This is a genomic window from Ignavibacteriales bacterium, assembly GCA_026390815.1.
GTDB lineage: Bacteria > Bacteroidota > Ignavibacteria > Ignavibacteriales > SURF-24 > JAPLFH01.
This window is the reverse complement of the sequence record JAPLFH010000012.1, coordinates 11,924-35,089: the sequence shown is the minus strand read 5'-3', so window position 1 is coordinate 35,089 and position 23,166 is coordinate 11,924. Positions and strand designations below refer to the sequence as shown.

General features: G+C 34.0%; 21 protein-coding genes. 12 read left to right on the top strand and 9 right to left on the bottom strand.

Going from position 1 to position 23,166, the window contains the following annotated elements; all coding sequences use genetic code 11:
- The first annotated feature begins 84 nt into the window (after positions 1 to 84).
- From gltB to NTX22_05020, 3 genes are all read left to right on the top strand, one after another.
- Positions 85 to 4,647, top strand: coding sequence for a glutamate synthase large subunit (gene gltB, locus NTX22_05030; GenBank protein ID MCX6149870.1), 4,563 nt, complete (start codon positions 85 to 87; stop codon positions 4,645 to 4,647).
- Positions 4,640 to 6,058 (top strand): glutamate synthase subunit beta, encoded by a 1,419-nt coding sequence (locus NTX22_05025; protein MCX6149869.1) that lies wholly within the window; start codon positions 4,640 to 4,642, stop codon positions 6,056 to 6,058. Before gltB ends, NTX22_05025 begins: the two co-directional genes overlap by 8 nt.
- 67 nt (positions 6,059 to 6,125) lie before the next feature.
- A complete protein-coding gene (locus NTX22_05020) occupies positions 6,126 to 6,887 on the top strand; it encodes a carbon-nitrogen family hydrolase (GenBank protein ID MCX6149868.1) in 762 nt (253 codons plus the stop codon).
- Positions 6,888 to 6,982: 95 nt separating this feature from the next.
- Here the strand turns inward: NTX22_05020 and NTX22_05015 are convergent, their stop codons facing one another.
- From NTX22_05015 to NTX22_04975, 9 genes are all read right to left on the bottom strand, one after another.
- A complete protein-coding gene (locus NTX22_05015; GenBank protein MCX6149867.1) occupies positions 6,983 to 7,804 on the bottom strand; it encodes a purine-nucleoside phosphorylase in 822 nt (273 codons plus the stop codon).
- 12 nt (positions 7,805 to 7,816) lie between these two features.
- Entirely contained in the window at positions 7,817 to 9,166 is a 1,350-nt protein-coding gene (locus NTX22_05010; protein ID MCX6149866.1) for a NupC/NupG family nucleoside CNT transporter, read from the bottom strand.
- Positions 9,167 to 9,182: 16 nt separating this feature from the next.
- Complete coding sequence (locus tag NTX22_05005; GenBank protein ID MCX6149865.1) at positions 9,183 to 9,749, bottom strand: thymidine kinase; 567 nt, start codon at positions 9,747 to 9,749, stop codon at positions 9,183 to 9,185.
- An 88-nt stretch (positions 9,750 to 9,837) separates the two neighbouring features.
- Positions 9,838 to 10,236, bottom strand: a complete 399-nt coding sequence (cdd, locus tag NTX22_05000; GenBank protein ID MCX6149864.1) for a cytidine deaminase — start codon at positions 10,234 to 10,236, stop codon at positions 9,838 to 9,840.
- An 88-nt stretch (positions 10,237 to 10,324) separates the two neighbouring features.
- The gene (locus NTX22_04995; GenBank protein MCX6149863.1) at positions 10,325 to 10,945 is read right to left on the bottom strand and encodes a peptidoglycan recognition family protein; all 621 of its coding nucleotides are present in this window, start codon (positions 10,943 to 10,945) and stop codon (positions 10,325 to 10,327) included.
- 40 nt (positions 10,946 to 10,985) lie between these two features.
- The gene (locus NTX22_04990; GenBank protein MCX6149862.1) at positions 10,986 to 11,453 is read right to left on the bottom strand and encodes a universal stress protein; all 468 of its coding nucleotides are present in this window, start codon (positions 11,451 to 11,453) and stop codon (positions 10,986 to 10,988) included.
- Positions 11,454 to 11,463: 10 nt separating this feature from the next.
- Entirely contained in the window at positions 11,464 to 12,003 is a 540-nt protein-coding gene (locus tag NTX22_04985) for a cyclic nucleotide-binding domain-containing protein (protein MCX6149861.1), read from the bottom strand.
- An 8-nt stretch (positions 12,004 to 12,011) separates the two neighbouring features.
- Positions 12,012 to 12,764: a 1-(5-phosphoribosyl)-5-[(5-phosphoribosylamino)methylideneamino] imidazole-4-carboxamide isomerase gene (locus NTX22_04980; GenBank protein ID MCX6149860.1), complete on the bottom strand. Its 753-nt coding sequence runs from the start codon at positions 12,762 to 12,764 to the stop codon at positions 12,012 to 12,014.
- Entirely contained in the window at positions 12,764 to 13,909 is a 1,146-nt protein-coding gene (locus NTX22_04975) for an acyl-CoA dehydrogenase family protein (protein ID MCX6149859.1), read from the bottom strand. The genes NTX22_04980 and NTX22_04975 overlap by 1 nt, the downstream gene beginning before the upstream one ends.
- Before the next feature lie 215 nt (positions 13,910 to 14,124).
- Here NTX22_04975 and NTX22_04970 point away from each other — a divergent pair, with 215 nt between their 5' ends.
- From NTX22_04970 to NTX22_04930, 9 genes are all read left to right on the top strand, one after another.
- Complete coding sequence (locus NTX22_04970; GenBank protein ID MCX6149858.1) at positions 14,125 to 14,892, top strand: alpha/beta hydrolase; 768 nt, start codon at positions 14,125 to 14,127, stop codon at positions 14,890 to 14,892.
- A gap of 77 nt (positions 14,893 to 14,969) precedes the next feature.
- Positions 14,970 to 15,548: a biotin transporter BioY gene (locus NTX22_04965; GenBank protein ID MCX6149857.1), complete on the top strand. Its 579-nt coding sequence runs from the start codon at positions 14,970 to 14,972 to the stop codon at positions 15,546 to 15,548.
- Between the two features lie 41 nt (positions 15,549 to 15,589).
- Entirely contained in the window at positions 15,590 to 17,590 is a 2,001-nt protein-coding gene (locus NTX22_04960) for a (Fe-S)-binding protein (protein ID MCX6149856.1), read from the top strand.
- Between the two features lie 34 nt (positions 17,591 to 17,624).
- Positions 17,625 to 17,822: a histone H1 gene (locus tag NTX22_04955; GenBank protein MCX6149855.1), complete on the top strand. Its 198-nt coding sequence runs from the start codon at positions 17,625 to 17,627 to the stop codon at positions 17,820 to 17,822.
- An 82-nt stretch (positions 17,823 to 17,904) separates the two neighbouring features.
- Entirely contained in the window at positions 17,905 to 19,068 is a 1,164-nt protein-coding gene (locus NTX22_04950; protein MCX6149854.1) for a CapA family protein, read from the top strand.
- Positions 19,069 to 19,294: 226 nt separating this feature from the next.
- Positions 19,295 to 20,314 carry an isocitrate/isopropylmalate family dehydrogenase gene (locus NTX22_04945; GenBank protein MCX6149853.1) on the top strand — a complete coding sequence of 340 codons (1,020 nt, stop codon included), beginning with the start codon at positions 19,295 to 19,297 and terminating at the stop codon, positions 20,312 to 20,314.
- On the top strand, positions 20,314 to 21,519 hold the full coding sequence (locus NTX22_04940) for an MFS transporter (GenBank protein ID MCX6149852.1): 1,206 nt from the start codon (positions 20,314 to 20,316) through the stop codon (positions 21,517 to 21,519). The genes NTX22_04945 and NTX22_04940 overlap by 1 nt, the downstream gene beginning before the upstream one ends.
- Positions 21,520 to 21,532: 13 nt before the next feature.
- Entirely contained in the window at positions 21,533 to 22,534 is a 1,002-nt protein-coding gene (gene dusB / locus NTX22_04935; protein ID MCX6149851.1) for a tRNA dihydrouridine synthase DusB, read from the top strand.
- A gap of 223 nt (positions 22,535 to 22,757) precedes the next feature.
- Positions 22,758 to 23,165, top strand: a complete 408-nt coding sequence (locus tag NTX22_04930) for a phosphatase PAP2 family protein (protein ID MCX6149850.1) — start codon at positions 22,758 to 22,760, stop codon at positions 23,163 to 23,165.
- Position 23,166 lies beyond the last annotated feature (1 nt).

Genomic DNA, 23,166 nt, shown 5'->3' with positions numbered 1-23,166 from the left:
GAATTAAGAAAATATATGGGCAGCATTGTAGTTATTTAATTTCCTCATTCTATTTATAGTTTTGTAAACAAAGGAATGATATTGATGAAAAACATGTGGAATAGAAACTCCGCCGGAAGACTTTTAAAGCGTGGACTTTACGATCCATCATTTGAACATGATAATTGCGGAGTTGGCTTTATTGTTAAATTGGATGGAATTCCAAGTCATAAAATAATTGAAGATTCAATTACTGTACTTGTTAATCTTGAACATCGCGGCGCATTAGGCGGTGATAAAACTACCGGTGATGGTGCTGGAATTATGATTCAAACACCGGACACATTTTTTAAAGATGAATGTAAGTCAATTGGAATTCATTTACCAAAAACCGGCGATTATGCTGCTGCTATGATCTTTATGCCGGCAGATTCATCTCTTACTGAAAGATGTATTTCAACCTTTGAAAAATTTGTTTCAGAAGAAGGATGCGAAGTATTAGGCTGGCGTAAAGTACCAGTTGATGAAAGTACTCTTGGCGATTTAGCAAAAACCACAAAACCACAGGTTTATCAATTGTTTATTCATCGTGGTAAAATTGAAATAAATTCTTTCGAAAGAAAATTGTATGTAATCAGGCGATTAGTGGAAAAAGAAATAAATAGTTGGGACGGAGATACAAGTCAGTTTTATGTTGCAAGCATGTCCTCCACTAAAATTGTGTACAAAGGATTATTAACCGCTCATCAGCTTCCAATATTCTTTCCGGATCTTTCCGATAAAAGATTTGCCAGTTCATTTGGAATTATTCATCAAAGGTACAGTACAAACACTTTACCAACCTGGAATCTTGCACAACCGTTCCGTTACATCGCACATAATGGAGAAATTAATACACTAAGCGGTAACATCCATCGTATGAAAGCACGTGAGGCAATTCTAAAATCTAATTTATTTGGCGATGATCTTGAAAAAATAAAACCGATTATTGATGAATCAGGAAGCGACTCCGCTATCTTTGATAATGTTCTCGAACTTATTGTTCTTGGAGGTCGCTCTCTTCCTCACGCAATGATGATGATGGTGCCCGAAGCAAACGGACCTAAAATTCAGATGAGTGAAGATAAGCGTGCATTCTATGAATTTCATTCAGCTATAATGGAACCATGGGATGGTCCAGCGGCAATTGCATTTTCGGATGCGCGATTTATTGGTGGAATTTTGGATAGAAATGGTTTACGTCCTTCGCGCTATACAATAACAAGTGATGGAATAGTTTTGCTCGCATCGGAAACCGGTGTACTCGATCTTCCGGCAGAAAAAATGATTAAACGAAGCAGACTTTCACCTGGCAAAATGCTTCTTGCGGATTTAATTCAAAATAGAGTTGTACCTGATAAAGAAATCAAAGCCAAAATTTCCAGACAGAAACCTTACCGCAGATGGATTAAAGATAATATTATAGAATTGCGTGGATTGTTTACACCCGGAAGTATTCCGGAAGAAAACCCGGAAGAATTACTGCAAAAGCAGCATGCATTTGGGTACACCGAAGAAGAACTTAAGATGATTATCAATCCGATGGCTTCCAGAAGTCAGGAGGCGGTTGGTTCAATGGGAAATGATACACCGCTTGCGATATTGTCAAACCGTCCTCAATCTTTGTTTGCATATTTCAAGCAGAGGTTTGCGCAAGTAACAAATCCTGCAATCGATCCACTCCGCGAAGAACTTGTAATGTCATTGGAAAGTTTTGTTGGTGGAGAAGGAAGTTTGCTTGAAGAAACTCCGGAACATTTTCGTGGATTCAAACTATCACATCCAATTTTAACAACTGAAGATTTGATGCGAATAAAGTCGGCAAATCACCCGCATATTAGCACAAAAACAATTGATATTTTATTCTCAGCAGATGAAGAGAACGGTTTGCAAAAGTCACTCGATTTAATTTTTGATCAGGCAGAAAAATTAATTCAGGATGGAGCAACTATCCTAATCCTTTCCGATAGAAACTTAAAGATAAACAAGGTTCCTATTCCATCACTTCTTGCTGCTTCAGGTTTGCATCATCACCTTGCAAAGAAAGGATTGCGTAACCATGCAAGTATAATAATTGATTCAGGGGAAGTTAGAGAAGTAATACATTTTGCTTTGCTAATCGGTTTCGGTGCCGATGCAATTTGTCCTTATCTTGCATTTGCTACTATCCGAGATCTTGCTGAAACAAATATGCTTGAACAGAATTTGAAACCGGAAGAAGCACTCGATTCCTATATCATTGCAGTTAAGAAAGGCTTTTTAAAAACGATGAGCCGATTGGGAATTTCTACAGTTCATAGTTTTTTTGAAGCGCAAACTTTTGAAGCAATAGGAATTAGTCGAGAGGTGATTGATAAATTTTTCTCAAGTACAATTTCTCGGCTTGGTGGATTATGTCTAAAAGAAATCGAAAAGGAAGCAATACTCAGACATCGGCAAGGTTTTCCAGAACATGGCAAATTCAACAACCTGCTTGATGTTGGTGGTTCATATTTAAGTCGTATCGATGGTGAAAATCATTTTTGGACTTATGAAGCAATTTCAAAACTTCAGTTATCTGTACGAGCAAATGATTATTCGGTCTTTAAAGAATATATCAAAATTGTAAACGAATCGAATACTGAAGGCAAAACTATTCGTGGCTTATTAAAATTCAAGAAAAGAACTCCTGTTCCAATTGATGAAGTGGAACCTGTTGAATCAATCATAAAAAGATTTGTGGTTTCTGCAATGTCTTTTGGTTCAATCAGCAAAGAAGCTCATGAAACAATTGCAATCGCAATGAACAGACTTGGAAGTAGAAGCAACTCCGGTGAAGGCGGCGAAGATATGGAAAGAAATATTCCCTTGCCGAATGGAGATAGTAAACGCTCTAAAGTAAAACAAATTGCTTCAGGACGTTTTGGAGTTACTGCAGAATATTTATTAAGTGCAGATGAAATTCAAATTAAAGTTGCACAAGGAGCAAAACCTGGCGAAGGTGGGCAGTTACCCGGACATAAAGTTAGTGAAGAAATTGCAAAAGTCCGCCATACTACATCCGGTGTTACATTAATTTCTCCACCACCACATCACGATATTTATTCAATTGAAGATCTTGCTCAGCTGATTTACGATTTGAAATGTGTTCATCCAAAAGCAAAAGTTTCAGTTAAACTTGTTTCCGAAACAGGTGTGGGAACAATTGCAGCAGGCGTTGCAAAGGCTAAAGCTGATTTAGTTTTAATCTCCGGCTATGAAGGAGGAACAGGTGCTTCTCCTCTAACCGCAATTCGCCATGCAGGAATTCCCTGGGAAATTGGATTGGCTGAAACTCATCAAACTTTAATGGCAAATAATCTCCGGGATAAAATTCTTGTTCAAGTTGATGGACAAATAAAAACCGGGAGAGATATTGCTGTGGCTGCTTTACTTGGTGCTGAGGAATTTGGATTTGCAACTTCGGTTCTGATTACAATTGGATGTATTATGCTCCGTAAATGTCACTTGAACACCTGCTCTGTTGGGGTAGCTACACAAGATCCACTTCTTCGTTCTCGCTTTACAGGGAAACCAGAATATGTTGAGAACTTTTTCAAGTTTCTTGCGCAGGACTTGCGTGAACAAATGGCTGAGTTAGGATTTAAAACAGTCGAGGAAATGTGCGGTCATACAGAAATTCTTGAGTACAGGCCATCAGAAAATAATTGGAAAACAAATAAATTAGATTTGCTTCCTTTACTTTCTGCATTTAAGGATGAAACAATGGTTACAACCTGCTGCATAGCCAACCAGGAAGAATCTGAAGTTTTTGATGACGAACTTATCAAAATGGTGAGACCTGCTTTAGAAAGTAGAACACCAGTTAAAGTTAATTTGCCAATCAGAAATGTCCACAGAACAGTTGGTGCAAGATTAAGCGGAGAAATTGTAAGAAGATATGGACCAAAGGGATTATTGGAAGGTACCATTAAATTAAATTTTGTTGGATCAGCGGGACAAAGTCTGGGAGCTTTTTTAGTTCCGGGAATTTCTATAAAAGTTGTTGGTGATACAAACGATTATGTTGGTAAAGGAATGTCCGGTGGCAGAATTGTTTTAGTTCCTCCCACCAATGCTGGATTTCAGGCTGCAGAAAATGTTATTGCTGGAAATGTTGTTCTTTATGGTGCAACTGGTGGCGAGATTTATATAAACGGAAAAGCAGGTGAAAGATTTGCAGTTCGTAACAGCGGGGCTAAAACAGTTGTGGAAGGAATAGGTGATCATGGCTGCGAATATATGACTGGTGGGATGGTAGTTGTAATTGGTTCAACAGGAAAAAATTTTGCGGCTGGAATGAGCGGCGGTATTGCTTACGTTTATGATCAAACCCAGCTGTTCGATACCAAGTGTAATCTTGACATGGTCGATCTTGAAAGCGTTTGGGATAAGGATGATAAAATTCAATTAAGAGAAATGATTGAGAAACATTTTTTCTATACAAAAAGCACAAGAGCAAAAATGATTTTGGATAATTGGGAATCGAACCTGCCAATGTTTGTAAAAGTAATACCAATTGATTATAGAAAATCACTTGAGAGAATGCGATTGCAGGAACAACGCGACGTTGATACAGTTGCTGTAACTGAGGAGGTGTTCAATGGGTAAACCAACTGGATTTTTAGAATACACTAGAACAAATCCAAAGAAGCGTTCAATCACAGAAAGAATAACTGACTTCCGAGAGTTTGATCAGCTTCTTAAAAAAGATGAAGTAGCAGAGCAAGCATCAAGATGCATGGATTGTGGAATACCATATTGCCATTCACAAGGTTGTCCATGCGGAAATCGAATTCCAGATTGGAATGATATGGTTTATAAAAATCAGTGGAAGAAAGCATTAACATTACTTCACTCAACTATTAACTTTCCGGAATTTACCGGAAGAGTTTGCCCGGCACCTTGTGAATTCGCATGCACATTATCGATCAATCAGTCAGCCGTTACAATTAAACATATTGAATTGCAAATAGTGGAACGTGGTTGGGAAGAAGGTTGGATTGTACCGGAAATTTCAACTTACAAATCAGGTAAAAGAATAGCTGTTGTTGGATCAGGTCCGGCTGGCTTAGCTGCTGCACAACAATTAGCAAGAACCGGTCACGATGTAGTTGTGTTTGAAAAAAGTGATAGAATTGGTGGACTGTTGAGGTATGGAATCCCGGATTTTAAATTAGAAAAAAAGATTATTGACAGACGACTTGAACAGATGAAAGCCGAAGGTGTTGTATTTGAGACTGGAGTGAATGTTGGGATAGATATTTCAGCCAAATATTTACAAAGATCTTTTAATGCAGTAGTTCTGGCTGCTGGTTCAACAATTCCAAGAGATATGGATATTCCCGGAAGAGAGATGAAGGGAATTCATTTTGCAATGGATTTTTTAACGCAGCAAAATAAAATAAATGCAGGCAATATTATTCCCGAAGAAAATATTATTTCTGCTAAAAATAAAAACGTGGTAGTGATTGGTGGCGGAGATACTGGGTCTGATTGTGTTGGTACTTCAAATCGTCAGGGTGCCAAAAGCATTACGCAAGTAGAGATTCTTCCGCAGCCACCAATTGAAAGAACACTTTATAATCCCTGGCCAAATTGGCCGCTCATCCTGCACACATCAAGCTCGCACGATGAAGGTTGTGAAAGAAGATGGAATTTTATGGCAAAATCTTTTGAAGGTGAAGATGGTAAAGTAAAAAGGATAAACTGCAAAGATTTGGAGTGGACAGAAGGGAACAAACAATTCCTCGAAGTAGATGGATCTGATTTTATCTTAGATGCTGATTTGGTTTTGCTTGCAATGGGATTTATCCATGTTGAACATGGTTCTCTTGTAAAGGACCTAAATATTGAAATTGATAACAGAGGAAATATTAAAGTTGATTCCAATTATATGTCATCAACTAATGGATTCTTTGCCACTGGCGATACAATAACCGGAGCAAGTCTTGTAGTTAGAGCAATCAATTCCGGAAGGAAAGTTGCTGAAGCAGTTAACAACTATCTTCAAAAATTATAATAGTGCAATCTTATATTGTATAAATTTATTTACTTCATTAACTTTCTATCAAAAAATTAAGTCAATTATGAAAATTGGTTTAGTACAATACAATCCTGTTTGGGAAGATAAAGAAGCAAACAAAGATAAATTATTATTGATGGTTAATCAGATAACAAAAAATGTTGATCTGATAATCTTTCCTGAAATGACATTAACAGGATTTACAATGAAATCATCTCTGTTTGCTGAGTCCATCGATGGAGAAAGTTTCCAATTCTTCAAAACCATTTCTCAGAAATTAAACTCAGATATTATTGCCGGAGTTATTGAAATACAAGAGGAAAAGATATTCAATTCTTTAATTCATATTAGCAGAAGTGGCGTTCTGATAAATAAGTATAGTAAAATACATCCGTTTTCTTTTTCTGGTGAAGATAAAAAATTTGCAAAAGGAGATGCTCCACGCACAACAATTGTCAATGATTGTAAAATTGGTCTTTCAATTTGTTACGATCTTCGTTTCCCGGAGTTATATAGATTTTATGGAAAAGAAAAAGTACACTTGATTATTAATATAGCTAACTGGCCAATTCCAAGGATTGAACATTGGAGAACTTTGCTAAAAGCCAGGGCGATAGAAAATCAATGCTATGTGATTGGAGTAAATAGAGTTGGCACAGATCCAAAGAATCAATATAATGGATTTAGTAGTGTGTTTGATCCAATGGGTGAAGAGATTGTTTCTTTAGAAAATGAAGAAAAAGTTGTAATAGCTGAAATTGAATTGGAAAAAGTAGATCAGGTTAGAAATAAATTTCCATTCTTAAATGACATTTCACTTATTTAATTTTACAACTTATTCAATGTAACACTTTTAAATTGCTGATCAAGAATCAAAATAGATTAATCTCAAATCTATTTAACAATGCAACAATTTATCAATTAAACAATTGATATTATTCTTTTAACCAATCTTTCAAAAGTTGCTTTAACCAGGTTAGCTGTTTCAGTTACATCGTTGTGAGATAATTTTACCGGGGAAATTCCTGCTGCAAAATTAGTGATGCAAGAAATTGCGCCAACATCCATTCCTAAATGAGCTGCATAAACTGCTTCGTGAACCGTGGACATACCAACGGCATCGGCACCAAACTTAGCCATCATTTTTATTTCTGCTGGAGTTTCATAACTCGGTCCCTTAGTAAACCAGTAAACTCCGCTTTGCAAAGTGATATCTTCTTCTAATGCCGCTTTTCTAAATTTTTCATTCATCAAAGATGATGGGAAATCAATAAACCTGTTCCTTGTATCCAAGGAACCTAAACCAATTAGGTCGGTTAATTCTTTTTTAATGTTAATTGAATTGAATGAATCATTTAACATCAAATCACCGGGTTTAAAATTTACATTAATACCTCCAGCCGCATTTGTTAAAAGGATTTTTTTTGATCCTAATTGGTGAGCTATTAAAACTGGAAGTATACATTGGTTTAATGAATAGCCTTCATAAAAATGAATTCTTCCCTGGAATAAAAGAATATTTTTACCGCTATATTTTGCAAAATGAATTTTACCCTGGTGCCCTGGAATTGTTGATTTGGGATAATTTGGTAAATCGGAAGTACTTATTGTTTTTATAGTATCAACACTCTCTGCAAAATCCCCTAAACCACTTCCAAGTACAATTGAAATATCCGGAATGAAAAGAGATTCTTTTTCAAGAATTTGTATCAGTTCTTTGTACTTGAAATGTAAGTCAACCAAAAATTCCTCCGATTAAAATAATATTCCACCCAAGGTGGCTGTCATTAAGGTAGCAAGAGAACCACCGAGCACAGCTTTTAAACCAAGACTTGCAATATCGCTTCTTCTATTTGGTGCAAGAGGACTTATTCCACCAATTTGTATAGCGATAGAACTGAAGTTTGCAAATCCGCATAATGCATAAGTTGCCATAAAGATAGTTTTAGGATCAAGCTGTTTGAATTCTATCATTTTAGTTAAATCGACATAAGCAACAAATTCATTAAGGACTACTTTTGTTCCAATCAAACTACCAAACTGCATTGCATTGTTTAAAGGAACGCCAATTGCCATAGCCAGGTATTGAAGTATTACACCAAAAAGAAATTGCAGATTTAAAGGTTGATTGAATTTTGCTAATATAATGGCGTTCAAACCGGTAATTTCTCCAAGTCCGTGCAATAAATAATTTAATAATGCAATCAAAGCAATGAAAGCAATTAACATAGCACCAACATTTAAGGCAAGCGTTAAGCCATCACCGGCTCCAACAGCTGCTGCTTCTACAACATTGGAAGCATTTTTTTCAACAGGTACTTTTACTTTTCCTTTCGTCTCTGGTTCAGTAGTTTCGGGATAGAGAATTTTTGAAATTAGCAGTCCTGCTGGTGCCGCCATTACACTAGCCCCAAGTAAATGTGTGGCAAATAATATTTGAGCTTGCTGAAGTGATATATTCATTACCTGTGCATACGTTGTTCCCAGGATTTGAATATAAGCAGCCATTACTCCACCTGCTATAGTTGCCATACCACCAACCATAATTGTAAGGAGTTCACTTTTCGTCATTCCTTTTATATATGGCTTTATCATTAATGGAGCTTCGGTTTGACCGACAAAAATATTTGCTGTGTTAGAAAGTGATTCAGCACCGCTTGTTCCCATAATTTTTGCCATAACCCAAGCCATTGCTTGAACAATTTTTTGCATTATTCCTAGATAGTAAAGAACAGACATTAAGCTTGCGAAGAAAATAATTGTTGGTAAAACCTGAAACGCAAAGAACATTCCAAGGCTGCCCGCATTACCTGGACTAATTGCCAGCGAGCCAAAAACAAATTTGGATCCTTCGGTAGTAAAGCCAAGAATTAATACAAAAACATAACCGACACCTTCAATTAACTTTTTAGGCCAGCCAAGCGGTGAAAAAAAACTTGCTAGTTCACTTCCTTTTAAAACAAAAATGGCAAATACAACTTGAAGTAATAAACCGCTACCTACCAATCTCCAATTAATTTTCTTTTTATTATTGGAAAATAAATAGGCTATTGAAAGTAAAACAATTAGCCCAAGTATTCCTCTTAAAAGTGAAACTGTGTTCATAATATTCTCTTTTTAATTATGGAATGTAATGACATTTTCTGCAGCGTGCTTCGTATGAATCTGCAGCGCCAACAACAACTCTTTCTTCTGATTTTATTTTGCGCTGTGTTCTGTCTGCAGGGTTACCGCATTCCACACAAATTGCCAATGTTTTTGTAATGTATTCTGCTATGGCAAGAAGTTGAGGTATTGGTTCAAAAGGAATTCCACGATAATCTAAATCAAGGCCAGCAACAACTACGCGTTTTCCTTCATCAGCTAATTTATTGCATACACTAATAAGCTCGCTGGAAAAGAATTGTGCTTCATCAATACCAATTACTTGCGCATCTTTTGCAAGTTCTAAAATCTCTTGAGGAGATTCTACAATCAAAGAGGGAAGTGATTGTTCACTGTGAGAAACTATTTTACTTGTAGAATATCTTACATCAATTTTAGGTTTAAAAACTTTTACATTTTGTTTGGCAATTTGAGCACGTCGTAATCTTCTAATCAATTCTTCAGTTTTACCACTGAACATACAACCAGCTATTACTTCAATCCAACCGGTATCTTTTGGTGTTGAGTGCGGTGCTAATTCCATATAGCTTCTCCAAGCGAAATATCTTCAGAATCAATATTCAATTTTATTTCGAATTAATTATTTATAATCATTCATGAATTACGGAACTTCATAATTCATTTAACTTATCATCACCAAAGGCAAATGGAAGAAGTTCGCTTATCTTTTTTACCAATAATTCATTTTTATGGTTCACCATTATTACATCAATATCTGCACATAAATCCCAAATTACCTGCCTGCATGCTCCACAGGGTGGACAAAAACCTGGTAAATCACTTGCGATTGCAATAGCTTTGAAATTTCTTTCTCCTTCTGAAATAGCTTTGAATATTGCCGTACGTTCTGCACACATTGTCAAACCATAAGAAGAAGTTTCCACATTAACTCCAGAATAAACTTTTTCTTCAAGAGTTAAAAGAGCCGCCCCAACATGAAAGTGTGAATAGGTAGGTAAAGCATTTCTTTTTGCTTCAATTGCTTTTTTGGCAAGCAAGTGATAATCCATTTATATCCTTTTTTTATTTGCAAAAATAGATGAATGAAGTTAATAATCAAAGGAATGAATTAATTATGAAACCTATGATAAAATAAAATTAAAGATTAGCAAGTTCCTCTTTAACTTTTTTAATGATATATCCGTTCTGGAAATATTTATACAGATTTTTACCTGGGCACAAGGTTTCAGTATAATCCCGGTGGCTTTTAATAGTTTCTGGATTTATCTGATATTTCTTACAACAAAATGCAGTTAAATTAATTAGTGCATTTAGCTGTTCATTAGAAATTTCCTGCTCTTCAAAATTTCCCATACAAGTAAGAAGCAAATGCCCGGAAGGATCATAAATTGTATTAGTCTCACCAGCAGTAAAGACATTTCTTCCTTCGTAAATATTTCCCTTTAAGTCTATAAGAAAATGATAAGGAATATCGGACCAATTTCTTTCTTTGCCTATGCACCAGATTTGAGTGTTTTTTATTTTTTCTGCAGCATTTGCATCCGGGGATAAATATTCTCCTTCGTGATGAATTGTGATCCGTTCCGGAATTTGAGATGGAAACGGTTTGGGATCTAAAGCATTCCAGGCTGACCGTGGTAATATTATAATTTCATTACTTGTTTTTTCAACTCCGCTTTTGGAAGAGAAACATCCTGTAATAATTAATGGAGTTACATAAAGAAATAGTATTTTAATTTTTTTATTAAAAAGAAACATAAGAGGTATTTCAATTCTAAAATTATTTTATTTGAATAAGTTATGCTTTATAGGTAAAACCTTTCACTGGTTCCCGCAGAGTTAACACTGGACAAGGAGCTTTCCTAACAACCTTTTCTGCAGTACTGCCGAAAAGAATATGCTCAACACCAGTATGCCCGTGGGATGCAATAATAATTAAATCGATGTCATTTTCGGATGCAGTTTCAATTATTTCCACAAAAGGTTTTCCGGTCTTTATTATTGTTGTAACTTCCAAACCAGAAATTTCCTTTTTAGCAAGATTTTCTAATTCTTCTTTTGCTCTCGAATTCATTTCAATGTCTATTGCTGGCAGGGCAACTTGCCCCATACTAAAATCTGCCGGGTATATTACTGGTTCTATTACATAAATTAAAAAAATTTTTGATCCAAAAAGATTAGCTAAATTGAATGCATATTGTAATGCTCGTTTAGAATAATCAGAAAAGTCAATTGGAACTAAAATGTTTTTAAATTGAGATTCCATACAAACCTCCTCATTGTTTATTTAAAGATTGAAAATATAAAGTGATAAAATCCTGATTGATGTTTCTTAATCGTGTTGCTACAATTTGAGAAATGCCTTGGAGTATTTTAATTCCTTTCTTTGGATATTTTTCTACAAATTCGTCAAGGTCTGGTTTAAATATAACAGCTAATTTGGAATCCTTCGCTGCAATAGCTGATGCGGAGCGGGCATCATCGTCAAGCAAAGCAATTTCTCCAAAGAAATCACCTCTGTTAAAAACAGCAAGAGTGTACTTTTGATTTTTATCTATTTGTTTCTCAATACGTACCTCACCTGATTGAATAATATATAATCCAATTCCAGGATCTCCTTGATTGAAGATGAATTCATTGGCAGCATAAACTCTGTTGTGTACAATATGTAAGAGTAAATCAAGATCCCTCGAGCTAAGTTCTTTGAATGGAGGCATGGAAGTAAGTACTAACTTAATTTCATCTCTTTCGGCAGGTGTTTTAAAAAGATTGGACCAAAAGCTACTGACAGTAATTGTGTTTTTGTTTTCTTGCATCTCAAACCTCAATTAAAAATTCCAGATTCTGCTATGCGCCATAACCTCTGGCAAGGAAATTTATTTTCATAAAGTGCACGGCCTACAATGACAGAATCGATGCCTGAATCTGTATTTTCACTTATTGCCATCAGGTCATCCTTATCTCTAACACCGCCGGAAAGAGTCACTTTGCATTTAGTTACTTCTGCTATCAACTTAGATATTTCTATATTTGGACCGAACATCATACCATTTGCTTTAACATCTGTTACAACTATTCTTTCAATACCAAAAGTTTTAAAATCCTTTGCTATCTGTAATGGGGTTAAACCGGTTTTAATAGATCTTGCTTTATAGATTACTTCGTTTTCAAAAAAATCAATTGCAGCAGCAACATGAGTAATACCAATTTCTTTTACTATCCTCTCGAATTCCTTCCTGTTCTCATGCAATAAACTTCCAATAACAATCCGGTAAATACCCAGATCAATAGCTCGTTTTGCATCATCAAGATTTCTTATGCCGCCACCAAGTTGAACGGGAATAACTACCGATGAACAAATTTTTTCAATGAGTTTAAAATTTCTTCCTTTCTCATCCCAGATAGCATCATGATCAACAACGTGAATACACTTTGCGTTTTCAGCCCGCCACAGAAGAGCTGCATCTACCGGGTCGTTCCCGTATTCAGCAACATCTAATTCAGGAATACCCTGAACAACGCGAACAGTTTTTCCGTTCTTTATATCAATCGAAGGAATAACTAAAAGTTTTGGCATTATAACTTCCAGACTCCATTATTTTTTGCGACTTTCCTTCCAATTATCATTTTTTGAATTTCACTCGTGCCTTCAAAAATTTTTAGTATTCGCGCGTCTCTGTAAAATTTTTCTAAAGGTAATTCTCTGGAAAATCCCATTCCACCATGAATTTGTAAAGCCTTATCAGCAACTTCTGCAACAGCTTCAGAACAAAATAGCTTTACCATAGCAGCTTCTAATGCAATATCTCGCTTATCATCATAACCTTGTGCGGCTCTGTAAAGCAAACTTTCCATTGCATAAATTCGTGTTGCAATTTCTGCCAGCATAAACTGCACACCTTGAAAATGAGCTATTACTTCACCAAACTGTTTCCTATGGTTTGCATAAGCGGCAGACATTTCGAGCATTTCTTTTGAAGCTCCAATGCAGCATGCACCAATGCAAAGTCTTCCTGCTTCAAGAGTACGCATTGCATATAAAAATCCCCGGCCTTCAATACCGATCATATTTTCAGGTGGAACTTCAACATCTTCAAAAGTAATTTGATTTGTAGCGCTTGCCCTAATTCCTAATTTTTTTTCATTTGGACCAATAATAATTCCAGGTGTATTGGAATCCACAACGAAACCGGTAATACCTTTATCAGTTCTTGCAAATACTGAAAAGACATCGGCAATAGAGCCGTTGGTTATCCAGGTTTTTGAACCATTCAGAATCCAATTACTACCAACTAATTTTGCATGAGTTTTTAGGCTGTTGGCATCAGAACCAGCTTCAGGTTCTGTTAAACAGAAGGCAGCAATTTTATCACCAGAAGTTAATGAAGGTAAATATTTTTTCTTTAATTCCTCAGATCCGCCAATGAAAATTGTATTCGTTCCAATTGACTGATGTGCTCCAATTAAAGTAGCTGTAGAACCGCAGGCTCTTGTAATCTCTTCTTCAGCAAGACAAAAACCAACAATTCCAAAACCACCACCTCCATATTCTTCTGGAAATAAAGTACCCAGAATTCCTAACTTTCCTAACTTTTTAATTAATTCTTTCGGAATAAACTCATCTTCATCAATTTTTCTAGCGATTGGTCGGATCTCGTTATTCGTAAATTCTTTTACCGTATCGCGAAGCATTTTATGTTCATCAAGAAATTTAAAATCCATGCTTAACAACTTTCCACTTTACCAAAAATAATTTATAATTCATCGCTTTGTACCAATAAATCTAAATAAAAAATATTACAATGCTAAGATAAAAATTATTTTATAAGATTGGAATAACATTCTTTGTGGTGAAGTTTTTATCTGCAAGATTGCATTAGATAATATTGAATGTTCAATTTTCTTGATTTTTCACATCTTAATAAGCATATTTACGTATGGTTAAGCAGGATTATAGTTTTATAACATCTGAAAAAGAAGTTTTAAGTTTAACTGCTTATGGAATTACGGATAATATTAATCGTTGTCTAATATTTGTTCACGGTTTCCAAGGATTTAAGGATTGGGGATTTGGTCCATATTTAGGTGAATATTTCGCTTCAAAAGGCTTTTTTGTTCTTACATTTAATTTTTCGCATAATGGAATTGGTGAAAATCCACTTGTTTTTTCTGATCTTAAAAAATTTGCGCAGAATACTTATTCAAGAGAAGTAAGGGAATTGTCTGAACTTATTAATGCTTATCTAAGCAACTATTTTGGTATAGTAAATCAACCGAAGATTGGAATATTGGGACATAGCCGCGGAGGTGCAATTTCCTTAATTGCCTCAAGAAATATTAAAGATGTTAAAGGAGTTGCTCTTTGGGCATCGATTTCATATTTGGACAGATATTCTGAACGGCAAAAAGAAGAATGGAAGAAGAAAGGTTTTTTTGAGGTTATGAATCAAAGAACTGGCCAGATGATGCGAATAGAACTTCCGCTTTTAAAGGATATTGAAGAAAATGGGAAAAATTCATTAAGTATTAGAAAAGCGGTTGAGGAGTTAAATCGACCATTATTTATTGCACACGGTGAACAAGATTTAGCGGTTCCTTTAAAAGAAGCTGAAGAAATTTATAACTGGTCAGATAAAAAATATACTGAGTTTTATAAAATTCCTTCGGCTGGACATACATTTGATATAAAGCATCCTTTTGAATGAAGCAATAAAAAATTTGATAATTTATTAGAAAAAACATATTTATTCTTCAAAAATAATTTTAATTAGATGGAGTTACAATGTTAGTTAATGAAATTAGTAAATCAAATAAATTGATGAAATATTTTAGCTATGCTATTAGCAAAGATCTTTTTTGGATTTTAGCTTTTACAACTCTTACGGCTTTTGCTGCACAGGTAAGTGTTCCGGTTCAGCCAGTTCCTTTTACTCTGCAAACAATGCTTGTAATTTTATCAGGAGCTTTCCTTGGTTCAAGAAATGGTGCAATAAGTCAAATCATTTATTTATTTGTTGGAATAATTGGAATACCGGTGTTTGCTAATATGTCTTTTGGTTTACCAATATTATTTGGACCAACAGGTGGTTATCTTTTATCATTTCCAATAGCAGCATTTATTGTTGGATTTATTATTGAAAGAAAAAGAAATCTATTCACAATAATATCCTCAATGGTGTTAGCAAGTTTAATTGTTTTGATTATTGGAGCAGCATATCTTACAACTTTTTATAGTGGAAATTTTAAACAGGCGTTTTTTGCTGGCGCAATTATTTTTTCTGTGTGGGATCTAATAAAAATTTCTGCTGCAGTTAGTATGTATCATTCATTTAGTAAAAAATATCCAAAATTACCTAAATAATAAGCAGAACAATATTCCAACAGAAAAATGTAATCAGTTTTATGGAAATTAAAAATTTTATCTTCATTCTTGTTTTTATACTAACATTCAGTATTTTTTATTTTAGTTTGCGAACTAAAATCAAGTACCTCCTGATTGGTAAAGCTGAAAATAGATTTGATAATATTTCGCAAAGGATTAAAAATGTTCTGATAATTGCTTTCGGACAAACTAAACTAATGCGGGATCCGGTTGCAGGTTCAATTCACGTTTTCATTTTTTGGGGATTTGTACTTTTTCTTGCTGCAGTAATGGAAAGCATAATTCAGGGATTTTATACTCCCTTTAGCTTTGTTTTTTTGGGTCCTGTTTATAGCGCAATTACTTTTGTACAAGATATATTTGGTGTATTTGTTATTGCCGCGGTACTCTGGGCTTTATATCGCAGATATGTGATTAAAGTTCCTCGTCTGGAAGTTGGAAAGGAAGGTAAAATTGATGCTACGATTATTTTGCTTTTAATTCTATTTGTTGTTGCTGCAATGTATGGACAAAATATTTCTGCAATTGCTCAAAACGATTTTAAACTTCAACATTTCGAACTTCGCCCAGTTGCCTTTACTTTATCACCGATTTTTTATCCTCACAACATTCAAGGGGCAGAATTATTTGCAAAAATATTCTGGTGGCTCCATATAATTTTTATTTTTGGATTCTTGAATTTGTTACCTTATTCAAAACATTTTCATGTAATTACTTCAATACCAAATGTTTTCTTTGCAAATCTAAGTGATAAAAAAAATATTCTAAAATCTATAAATCTTGAAGATGAAACAATTGAAGTATTCGGTGCATCTGATATTGAACAATTTACGTGGAAACAGCTTTTAGACGGTTATACTTGTACTGAATGCGGAAGATGTACTGCAGCTTGTCCTGCCGCAAATACAGGCAAACCGCTCTCTCCTCGAAAAATAATTACAGATATAAGACATCGCACAATTGAAAAAGCATCTCTTTTAGTTAAAGACAATTCTGGAAAAAAAGAAGTATTAGACAAACAGCTTTTACATAATTATATTACTGATGATGAGCTTTGGGCGTGTACTACTTGTAATGCTTGTGTTCAAGAATGCCCGGTTATGATAGAACACGTTGATGCAATTGTGGAAATGCGAAGAAATCTTGTTCTTTCAGAATCAAACTTTCCTAATGAATTGAATGCTGTTTTTAAGAATCTGGAAACTAACTATACACCTTGGGCTTTTAATAGCCAGGATAGAGCAAATTGGGCTGAAGGAATGAATATTCAAACAATGGCAGAAGATTCAAATTGCGATCTGCTCTTTTGGGTGGGTTGTGCCGGCTCCTTTGATGCTCGTTATCAAAAAGTTACAAAATCATTTGCATATTTGATGCAAAAAGCTAATATTAACTTCAGAATTTTGGGTAATGAAGAAAAATGCAATGGTGATACTGCCAGACGTCTTGGAAATGAATATCTTGCGCAAATGCTGATTCAAGAAAATATTCAAACATTAAATGTATATGGAGTTAAAAAGATTGTTACCGCGTGCCCTCATTGTTTTAATTCATTAAAAAAGGAATATAAACAATTTGGTGGTAATTACCAGGTTTTACATCATTCAGAATTAATTGATGAAATGATAAAAACAAATAAAATCAAATTGAAATCTGAAGAAACAAAATCCAAAATAACTTTTCACGATTCTTGTTATTTAGGAAGATATAATGATATTTATGATGAACCAAGGGAAATACTAAATTCAGTAACTGGATCAGAATTGATTGAAATGGAAAGAAGCAGAGATAAAGGATTTTGTTGTGGAGCTGGGGGTGGCAGAATGTTTCTTGAAGAAACAATTGGTACAAGAATTAACGAGGAAAGAGTTCGGGAAGCTTTAGAACTAAAACCTGATGTTATTGCATCTGCTTGCCCATTTTGTATGACTATGTTAACAGACGGAGTTAAATCGTTTGATAAATTAGAAGAAGTTAAAGTAAAAGATATTGCTGAAATTATTCTTGAAAATTCTATTTGAATTAATTAACTTTTATTAAAAATCGGAGGACCTTATGAAAGAAAAATACCAGGAACTAATCCAATTCGTTCAAAGCCTTGAACCAGACTTAATTAAGTTTGTTGATAAGGGACAAGCTGCAGCCGGCACCAGGTTACGTAAAGGATTGAGTGATCTTAAAAGAAAAGCTCAGGAAATGCGTAATGTAGTTCAGGATATGAAAACAGCTCGTAAAGCGGAAAAACCGCAATAGTTTTTAGTTATTATATGCCTTAAGCTATCATCATCTGGCATTTCTAAAAATGTTTTTTGATGATAGCTTCAATTTTTTATAAATGAGTTTAAATAAATTTACAACTGGTTTACTGTTTTTATTATTTCTATTTACTTTCAATTCCTCAAAAACCAACAACGTAAAAAGCACTGCTGTACAAGATAGCATAGTTGCAATCACTATTTCATTTGTTGGGGATTTAATGTGCCATTCTCCTCAATTTGAATTTGCAAAGATTGGTAAGGATAGTTTCAATTTCAATCCTTCATTTAAATATATTAGAAAATATTTGTATGAAGCAGATTTTACTTTTGGAAATTTAGAAACAGTTTTGGCAGGGAGGGATGAAATATTTTCTGGTTATCCTTTGTTCAATTCACCTGATGAATATTTGCTTGCATTGAAAGATTCCGGATTTGATTTTTTGTTTACTTCAAATAATCATTCATTAGACAGGGCGGAAAGGGGAATAGTTAGAACTTTAAAACTATTAGAGCAAAATAAAATATTTCATACTGGTACTTTTCATTCACAACCGGATAGAGACTCAATTAAATTAGTTGATATAAAGGGAATCAAAGTAGCGTTAATTTCTTACAGTTATGGAACAAATGGAAACCCTATTCCAAAAGGAAAAAGTTTTTCAATTAATCTTATTCAAGATGAATTAATTAAACGTGATATAGAAAAAGCAAAAGCTGAGGGAGCGGATTTGGTTATATGTTACTTTCACATTGGTAATGAATATGAAAGGTTTCCGAATAATAAACAAAAGGAAACAATCCAAAAGACGATAGATTTTGGAGCCGATTTAATTATTTGCAGTCATCCACATGTAATCCAACCAATAGAATTTTTCAAAAGCACAAAATCAAATTTAGATTCGGTTCTTGTTGCTTATTCGCTTGGGAATTTCTATTCCAACCAAAGAAATAGATTTAGAGATGCTGGTGTAATTCTAAATATAAAGTTGAAGAAAAACATTGCTACTAATAAAATCAAATTAGATGGATTAGATTATTTGCCGACTTGGGTATTTAAAGGAAGAACGAACCTTGGAAATGAATTCCTAATTCTTCCATCTGAAAAAGGAACGATTGATTCCTCATTTAGTTTTTTATCGGAAGTTGATAAATTTAAAATGAAACAAAGTTATGATGACACAAAATCCCTTCTAACTGGAAAATTAAAATGGATTAAGACCAAAAGGATTTACACAGAGTGAACTAATGAGCAATAATTTTTTACTCACCATATTTATCTGTCACATTTGCAAATACAACCCTAAAAGCATTTTCTCCTAAAGAAGTTGTTCTTTAACAAGTTTCAGAAAAATATTTGATTAAGTTGTTTAAACCTTCCATTTTAAGATGAAAAAGTTTTAGGGAAATGCACTAATATTTTTTTATTTTTGTTCTATATTAAGTTAAAGTAAAATAAAGAGGAAAAAATTGAGTTATCAATTCACATTAATTCCAGGAGATGGAATTGGACCGGATATTACCTCAGCAGTAACAAAAGTTATAGAGCGTGCTGGAATTAAAATAGATTGGGATGTGCAAATTGCCGGACTTGAAGCTATTGAGAAATACAAAGATCCATTACCTCAACAAGTGTTAGATTCTATTGCAAAAAATAAGATTGCATTAAAAGGTCCGTTAACAACACCATCAGGCAAAGGATTTAGAAGTTTAAATGTTGCTCTAAGGAAAGAATTTGATCTATATGTTAATCAACGCCCGGCAAAAACATTTAAAGGAATAAAAACACTTTACGAGCATATTGATTTAATCATTTTTAGAGAAAACCTGGAAGAGTTTTATTCTGGCATAGAACATTATATTGACAGTTCCAAAACTGCTGCAGAAACTATTGGAATAGTAACCAGGCGTGGCTCAGAAAGAATTCTTCGTTATGCTTTTGAATATGCACGAGCACACAAAAGAAAAAAAATGACTGCTGTACATAAAGCTAATATTCTTAAATTTACTGGTGGGTTATTTCTTGATGTGGCAAAAGAAATTGCTCTGGAATATCCTGAAATTGAATTTAATGATAAGATAATTGATAATATGGCAATGCAGATGGTTATGAATCCCTATCAATTTGATGTTATTGTAACTACAAATCTCTTTGGTGATATTCTTTCTGACCTTGCCAGTGGATTGGTTGGTGGGTTAGGTTTAGCCCCAGGAGCAAATATTGGTCCTGATATTGCGATATATGAAGCGGTACATGGATCAGCGCCAGATATTGCAGGAAAAAATATTGCAAACCCATGTGCAATTATTTTAGCTGGATGCATGATGTTAAATGATATTGGTGAAAAAGAAGCCGCTGGTAAAATTGAAAAAGCTGTTGCTAAGGTAATTTCTGATGGAATGCAAGTAACAAAAGATATCAATCCAATTAACTTTGTAGGAACAACAAAAATTACAGATGCAATAATAAGAGAATTGGAAAAACAATAATGCGTAAAACTTCACTTACTATAATCTTTTTTACTGTATTTATTGATCTGATGGGTTTTGGTATTTTAATTCCAATCTTACCAACGTTTGCCAGTAAACAATTGGGTATTTCCGATTTTGGAATTGGGATAATAGTGGCGGTGTTTTCCTTTGTTCAGTTTTTATTTAATCCAATTCTTGGAAAGCTTTCAGATAAATATGGCAGAAGACCATTAATTTTAATTTCTCTTTGTTCTACAGTTATCTCATATATTATTTTTGCTTTTTCACATTCCTTTGCAATGCTTTTTCTTTCAAGAATACTTGGTGGATTTGGAGGAAGTAACATTGGGGTTGCACAAGCTTATATTGCAGACATAACTGAAAAACATGAACGATCTAAAGGAATGGGATTAATGGGAGTTGCCTTTGGGATGGGTTTTGTATTTGGTCCTATTATTGGAGGTATACTTTCTAAGTATGGGTACATGGTTGCTGGAATTGGTGCCGCATCTTTGTCATTTATTGCTTTTATCTTTGCCTTTTTCTTTTTAAAGGAATCAATTAAAGAAAAGAATCTTAAAAATATTTCTAGAAAAAAAATATTTGATTGGAAATTCACACTTCAAACCTTAAAACATCCAGACGTTGGATTACTCATAATGCTATTTTTTATTATTACTTTTTCAGTTGCTAATATTTATGGGACATTTGCAATACTTGGCTATAAACATTACCATATTTCTGATCAACAAATAGGTTATCTTTTTGGTGTAATGGGAATAGTAAGTTCTATTGTTCAAGGTGGATTTATAAAAATCATTTCAGAAAAAATTTCTGAAAAGAATCAAATTATTGCCGGCACATTTTTTATGATGTTCGGATTGGGTTTGCTTCCTTATGGTGTAAACTTTTTAGGATTAGTTTTTATTATTTCACTTCAAGCAATTGGAACTGGTATTCTTCAACCAACTGTTTTAAGTATGATTTCGAAATATTCCTCTGAAAAAGAGCAAGGAACAATTCTAGGAATAAACCAATCGTTATCGGCACTTGCCAGAGTATTAGGACCATTATGGGGTGGATTCTCATTCGGATATTTAGGTTATCAATTTCCATTTCTTACTGGTGGCGCATTTATGTTTTTAACTTTTTTATTTAGCATCTTTGCATTGGATTCTAAAAAATATTCTAGATTAAATGCTGGAAATATTAAAGCGAAATGAAAAAAGAATATTTATGTTCAAAGTAGGAAAATTACAAATAGAAAAAGCTTTGCTTCTTGCTCCAATGGAAGATGTTACTGATATCTCTTTCCGAAATATTTGTAAGGAAATGGGAGCAGATATTGTTTACACAGAATTTGTGAATGCTGAAGGCTTAATCCGATCCAATGAAAAGACAAAAAAAAAACTTCTAATTACAGAAAAGGAAAGACCTGTAGGAATTCAGATTTATGGTGAAAGTATTTCATCAATGGTTTCTGCTGCTAAAATTGCAGAGGAACAGAATCCTGATTTGATTGATGTAAATGCTGGTTGCTGGGTTAAGAAAATTGCAAATCGCGGGGCAGGAGCAGGTTTATTAAAAGATCCACCATATATGCAGCAGATGATGAAATCCATTGTTGATGCTGTTGAAATACCAGTTACAGTAAAAACCCGAATAGGTTGGGACAATGATAGCATTGCAATTCTAGATGTTGCAAAAAGGATGGAAGATGTAGGAGTTAAAGCTTTAACAATTCATTGCCGGACAAAAGTACAAGGGCATTCTGGAGAAGCACAATGGGAATGGATTCCTAAAATTAAAGAAGTTGTTAAAATCCCAGTAGTATTTAATGGTGGCGTTTATACTGCTGAAGATGTAAGAAATATTTTTGAAATAACAAATGCAGATGCAATTATGATAGCTAGGGGAGCTATTGCTAATCCCTGGATTTTCCGCGAGGCTAAAGAGCTTTTAAATGATGGAAAGATTAAGTTAGAATTAACTCCTGAGATTAGAATATTTACTGCTCTAAAACATCTTAAAGATTCTATTGTCATTAAAAGTGAGCGTAAAGCCATATTTGAATTTAGAAAGTACTATTCTTCTTATTTGAAAGGACTACACAGAGTATCCGCTATTAGACAGGAACTAATGAAACTTATGGAGTACAAAGAAGTTGAGGAATTACTTTTAAATTACCTTAATGAAATTAAAATACATCAATTAATGACAGAGACTAACCTAAAATAAATTAAGAACAATATTTTTTTAAATAGAATTGATTAACAAATCCTTTACCAGGTATCTTGCTCAGCTTATTTCTTTGATACTTATTCCACCAAGTATTTTAGTTTTTACTTTTACTTATTTTATTTTCAGTTTAGAAAAAAATACCAATCATTTAATTTATTCTTTAATTACTACAATTATTTTTGGATTTATCATTCCAATTTTGGTGTTTCTTTTTTTAAGAATGAAAAGGAAAATTGGAGATAACGATGCTAAAAATAAAAATGAGCGGGTTATTCCATTACTCTATGGAATTGTAATTAATATTTTTGGATTATCAACGTCTCTTTTAACAAATTCTAATCCTGTGATGAATCATTTATGGCTGTGCTATGTAATCAACACGTTAATCATTACCCTAATTACAATTAATTGGAAAATTAGTGCACATACTTTTGGAATTGCTAGTATGATAGCTGCCTTGGTTTTTTATTTTAATATATATTTCTTCTTTTTAGCCCCACTGATTTTTATAATTGCTTGGTCCAGGATGGAATTGAGAATTCACACCTTTGGACAAGTATCCTCTGGAAGTATATTAGGATTTGTATTAACTTACATTCAACTTTATTTCATAACCATTTTGTTTTAAT

Excerpts from the sequence above, each read along its gene's own strand:
- gltB (MCX6149870.1), top strand. The coding sequence starts at position 85 with ATGAAAAACATGTGGAATAGAAACTCCGCCGGAAGACTTTTAAAGCGT.
- NTX22_05025 (MCX6149869.1), top strand. The coding sequence starts at position 4,640 with ATGGGTAAACCAACTGGATTTTTAGAATACACTAGAACAAATCCAAAG.
- NTX22_05020 (MCX6149868.1), top strand. The coding sequence starts at position 6,126 with ATGAAAATTGGTTTAGTACAATACAATCCTGTTTGGGAAGATAAAGAA.
- NTX22_05010 (MCX6149866.1), bottom strand. The coding sequence starts at position 9,166 with ATGAACACAGTTTCACTTTTAAGAGGAATACTTGGGCTAATTGTTTTA.
- NTX22_05005 (MCX6149865.1), bottom strand. The coding sequence starts at position 9,749 with ATGGAATTAGCACCGCACTCAACACCAAAAGATACCGGTTGGATTGAA.
- cdd (MCX6149864.1), bottom strand. The coding sequence starts at position 10,236 with ATGGATTATCACTTGCTTGCCAAAAAAGCAATTGAAGCAAAAAGAAAT.
- NTX22_04995 (MCX6149863.1), bottom strand. The coding sequence starts at position 10,945 with ATGTTTCTTTTTAATAAAAAAATTAAAATACTATTTCTTTATGTAACT.
- NTX22_04990 (MCX6149862.1), bottom strand. The coding sequence starts at position 11,453 with ATGGAATCTCAATTTAAAAACATTTTAGTTCCAATTGACTTTTCTGAT.
- NTX22_04985 (MCX6149861.1), bottom strand. The coding sequence starts at position 12,003 with ATGCAAGAAAACAAAAACACAATTACTGTCAGTAGCTTTTGGTCCAAT.
- NTX22_04980 (MCX6149860.1), bottom strand. The coding sequence starts at position 12,764 with ATGCCAAAACTTTTAGTTATTCCTTCGATTGATATAAAGAACGGAAAA.
- NTX22_04975 (MCX6149859.1), bottom strand. The coding sequence starts at position 13,909 with ATGGATTTTAAATTTCTTGATGAACATAAAATGCTTCGCGATACGGTA.
- NTX22_04970 (MCX6149858.1), top strand. The coding sequence starts at position 14,125 with ATGGTTAAGCAGGATTATAGTTTTATAACATCTGAAAAAGAAGTTTTA.
- NTX22_04965 (MCX6149857.1), top strand. The coding sequence starts at position 14,970 with ATGTTAGTTAATGAAATTAGTAAATCAAATAAATTGATGAAATATTTT.
- NTX22_04960 (MCX6149856.1), top strand. The coding sequence starts at position 15,590 with ATGGAAATTAAAAATTTTATCTTCATTCTTGTTTTTATACTAACATTC.
- NTX22_04955 (MCX6149855.1), top strand. The coding sequence starts at position 17,625 with ATGAAAGAAAAATACCAGGAACTAATCCAATTCGTTCAAAGCCTTGAA.
- NTX22_04950 (MCX6149854.1), top strand. The coding sequence starts at position 17,905 with ATGAGTTTAAATAAATTTACAACTGGTTTACTGTTTTTATTATTTCTA.
- NTX22_04940 (MCX6149852.1), top strand. The coding sequence starts at position 20,314 with ATGCGTAAAACTTCACTTACTATAATCTTTTTTACTGTATTTATTGAT.
- dusB (MCX6149851.1), top strand. The coding sequence starts at position 21,533 with ATGTTCAAAGTAGGAAAATTACAAATAGAAAAAGCTTTGCTTCTTGCT.
- NTX22_04930 (MCX6149850.1), top strand. The coding sequence starts at position 22,758 with ATGAAAAGGAAAATTGGAGATAACGATGCTAAAAATAAAAATGAGCGG.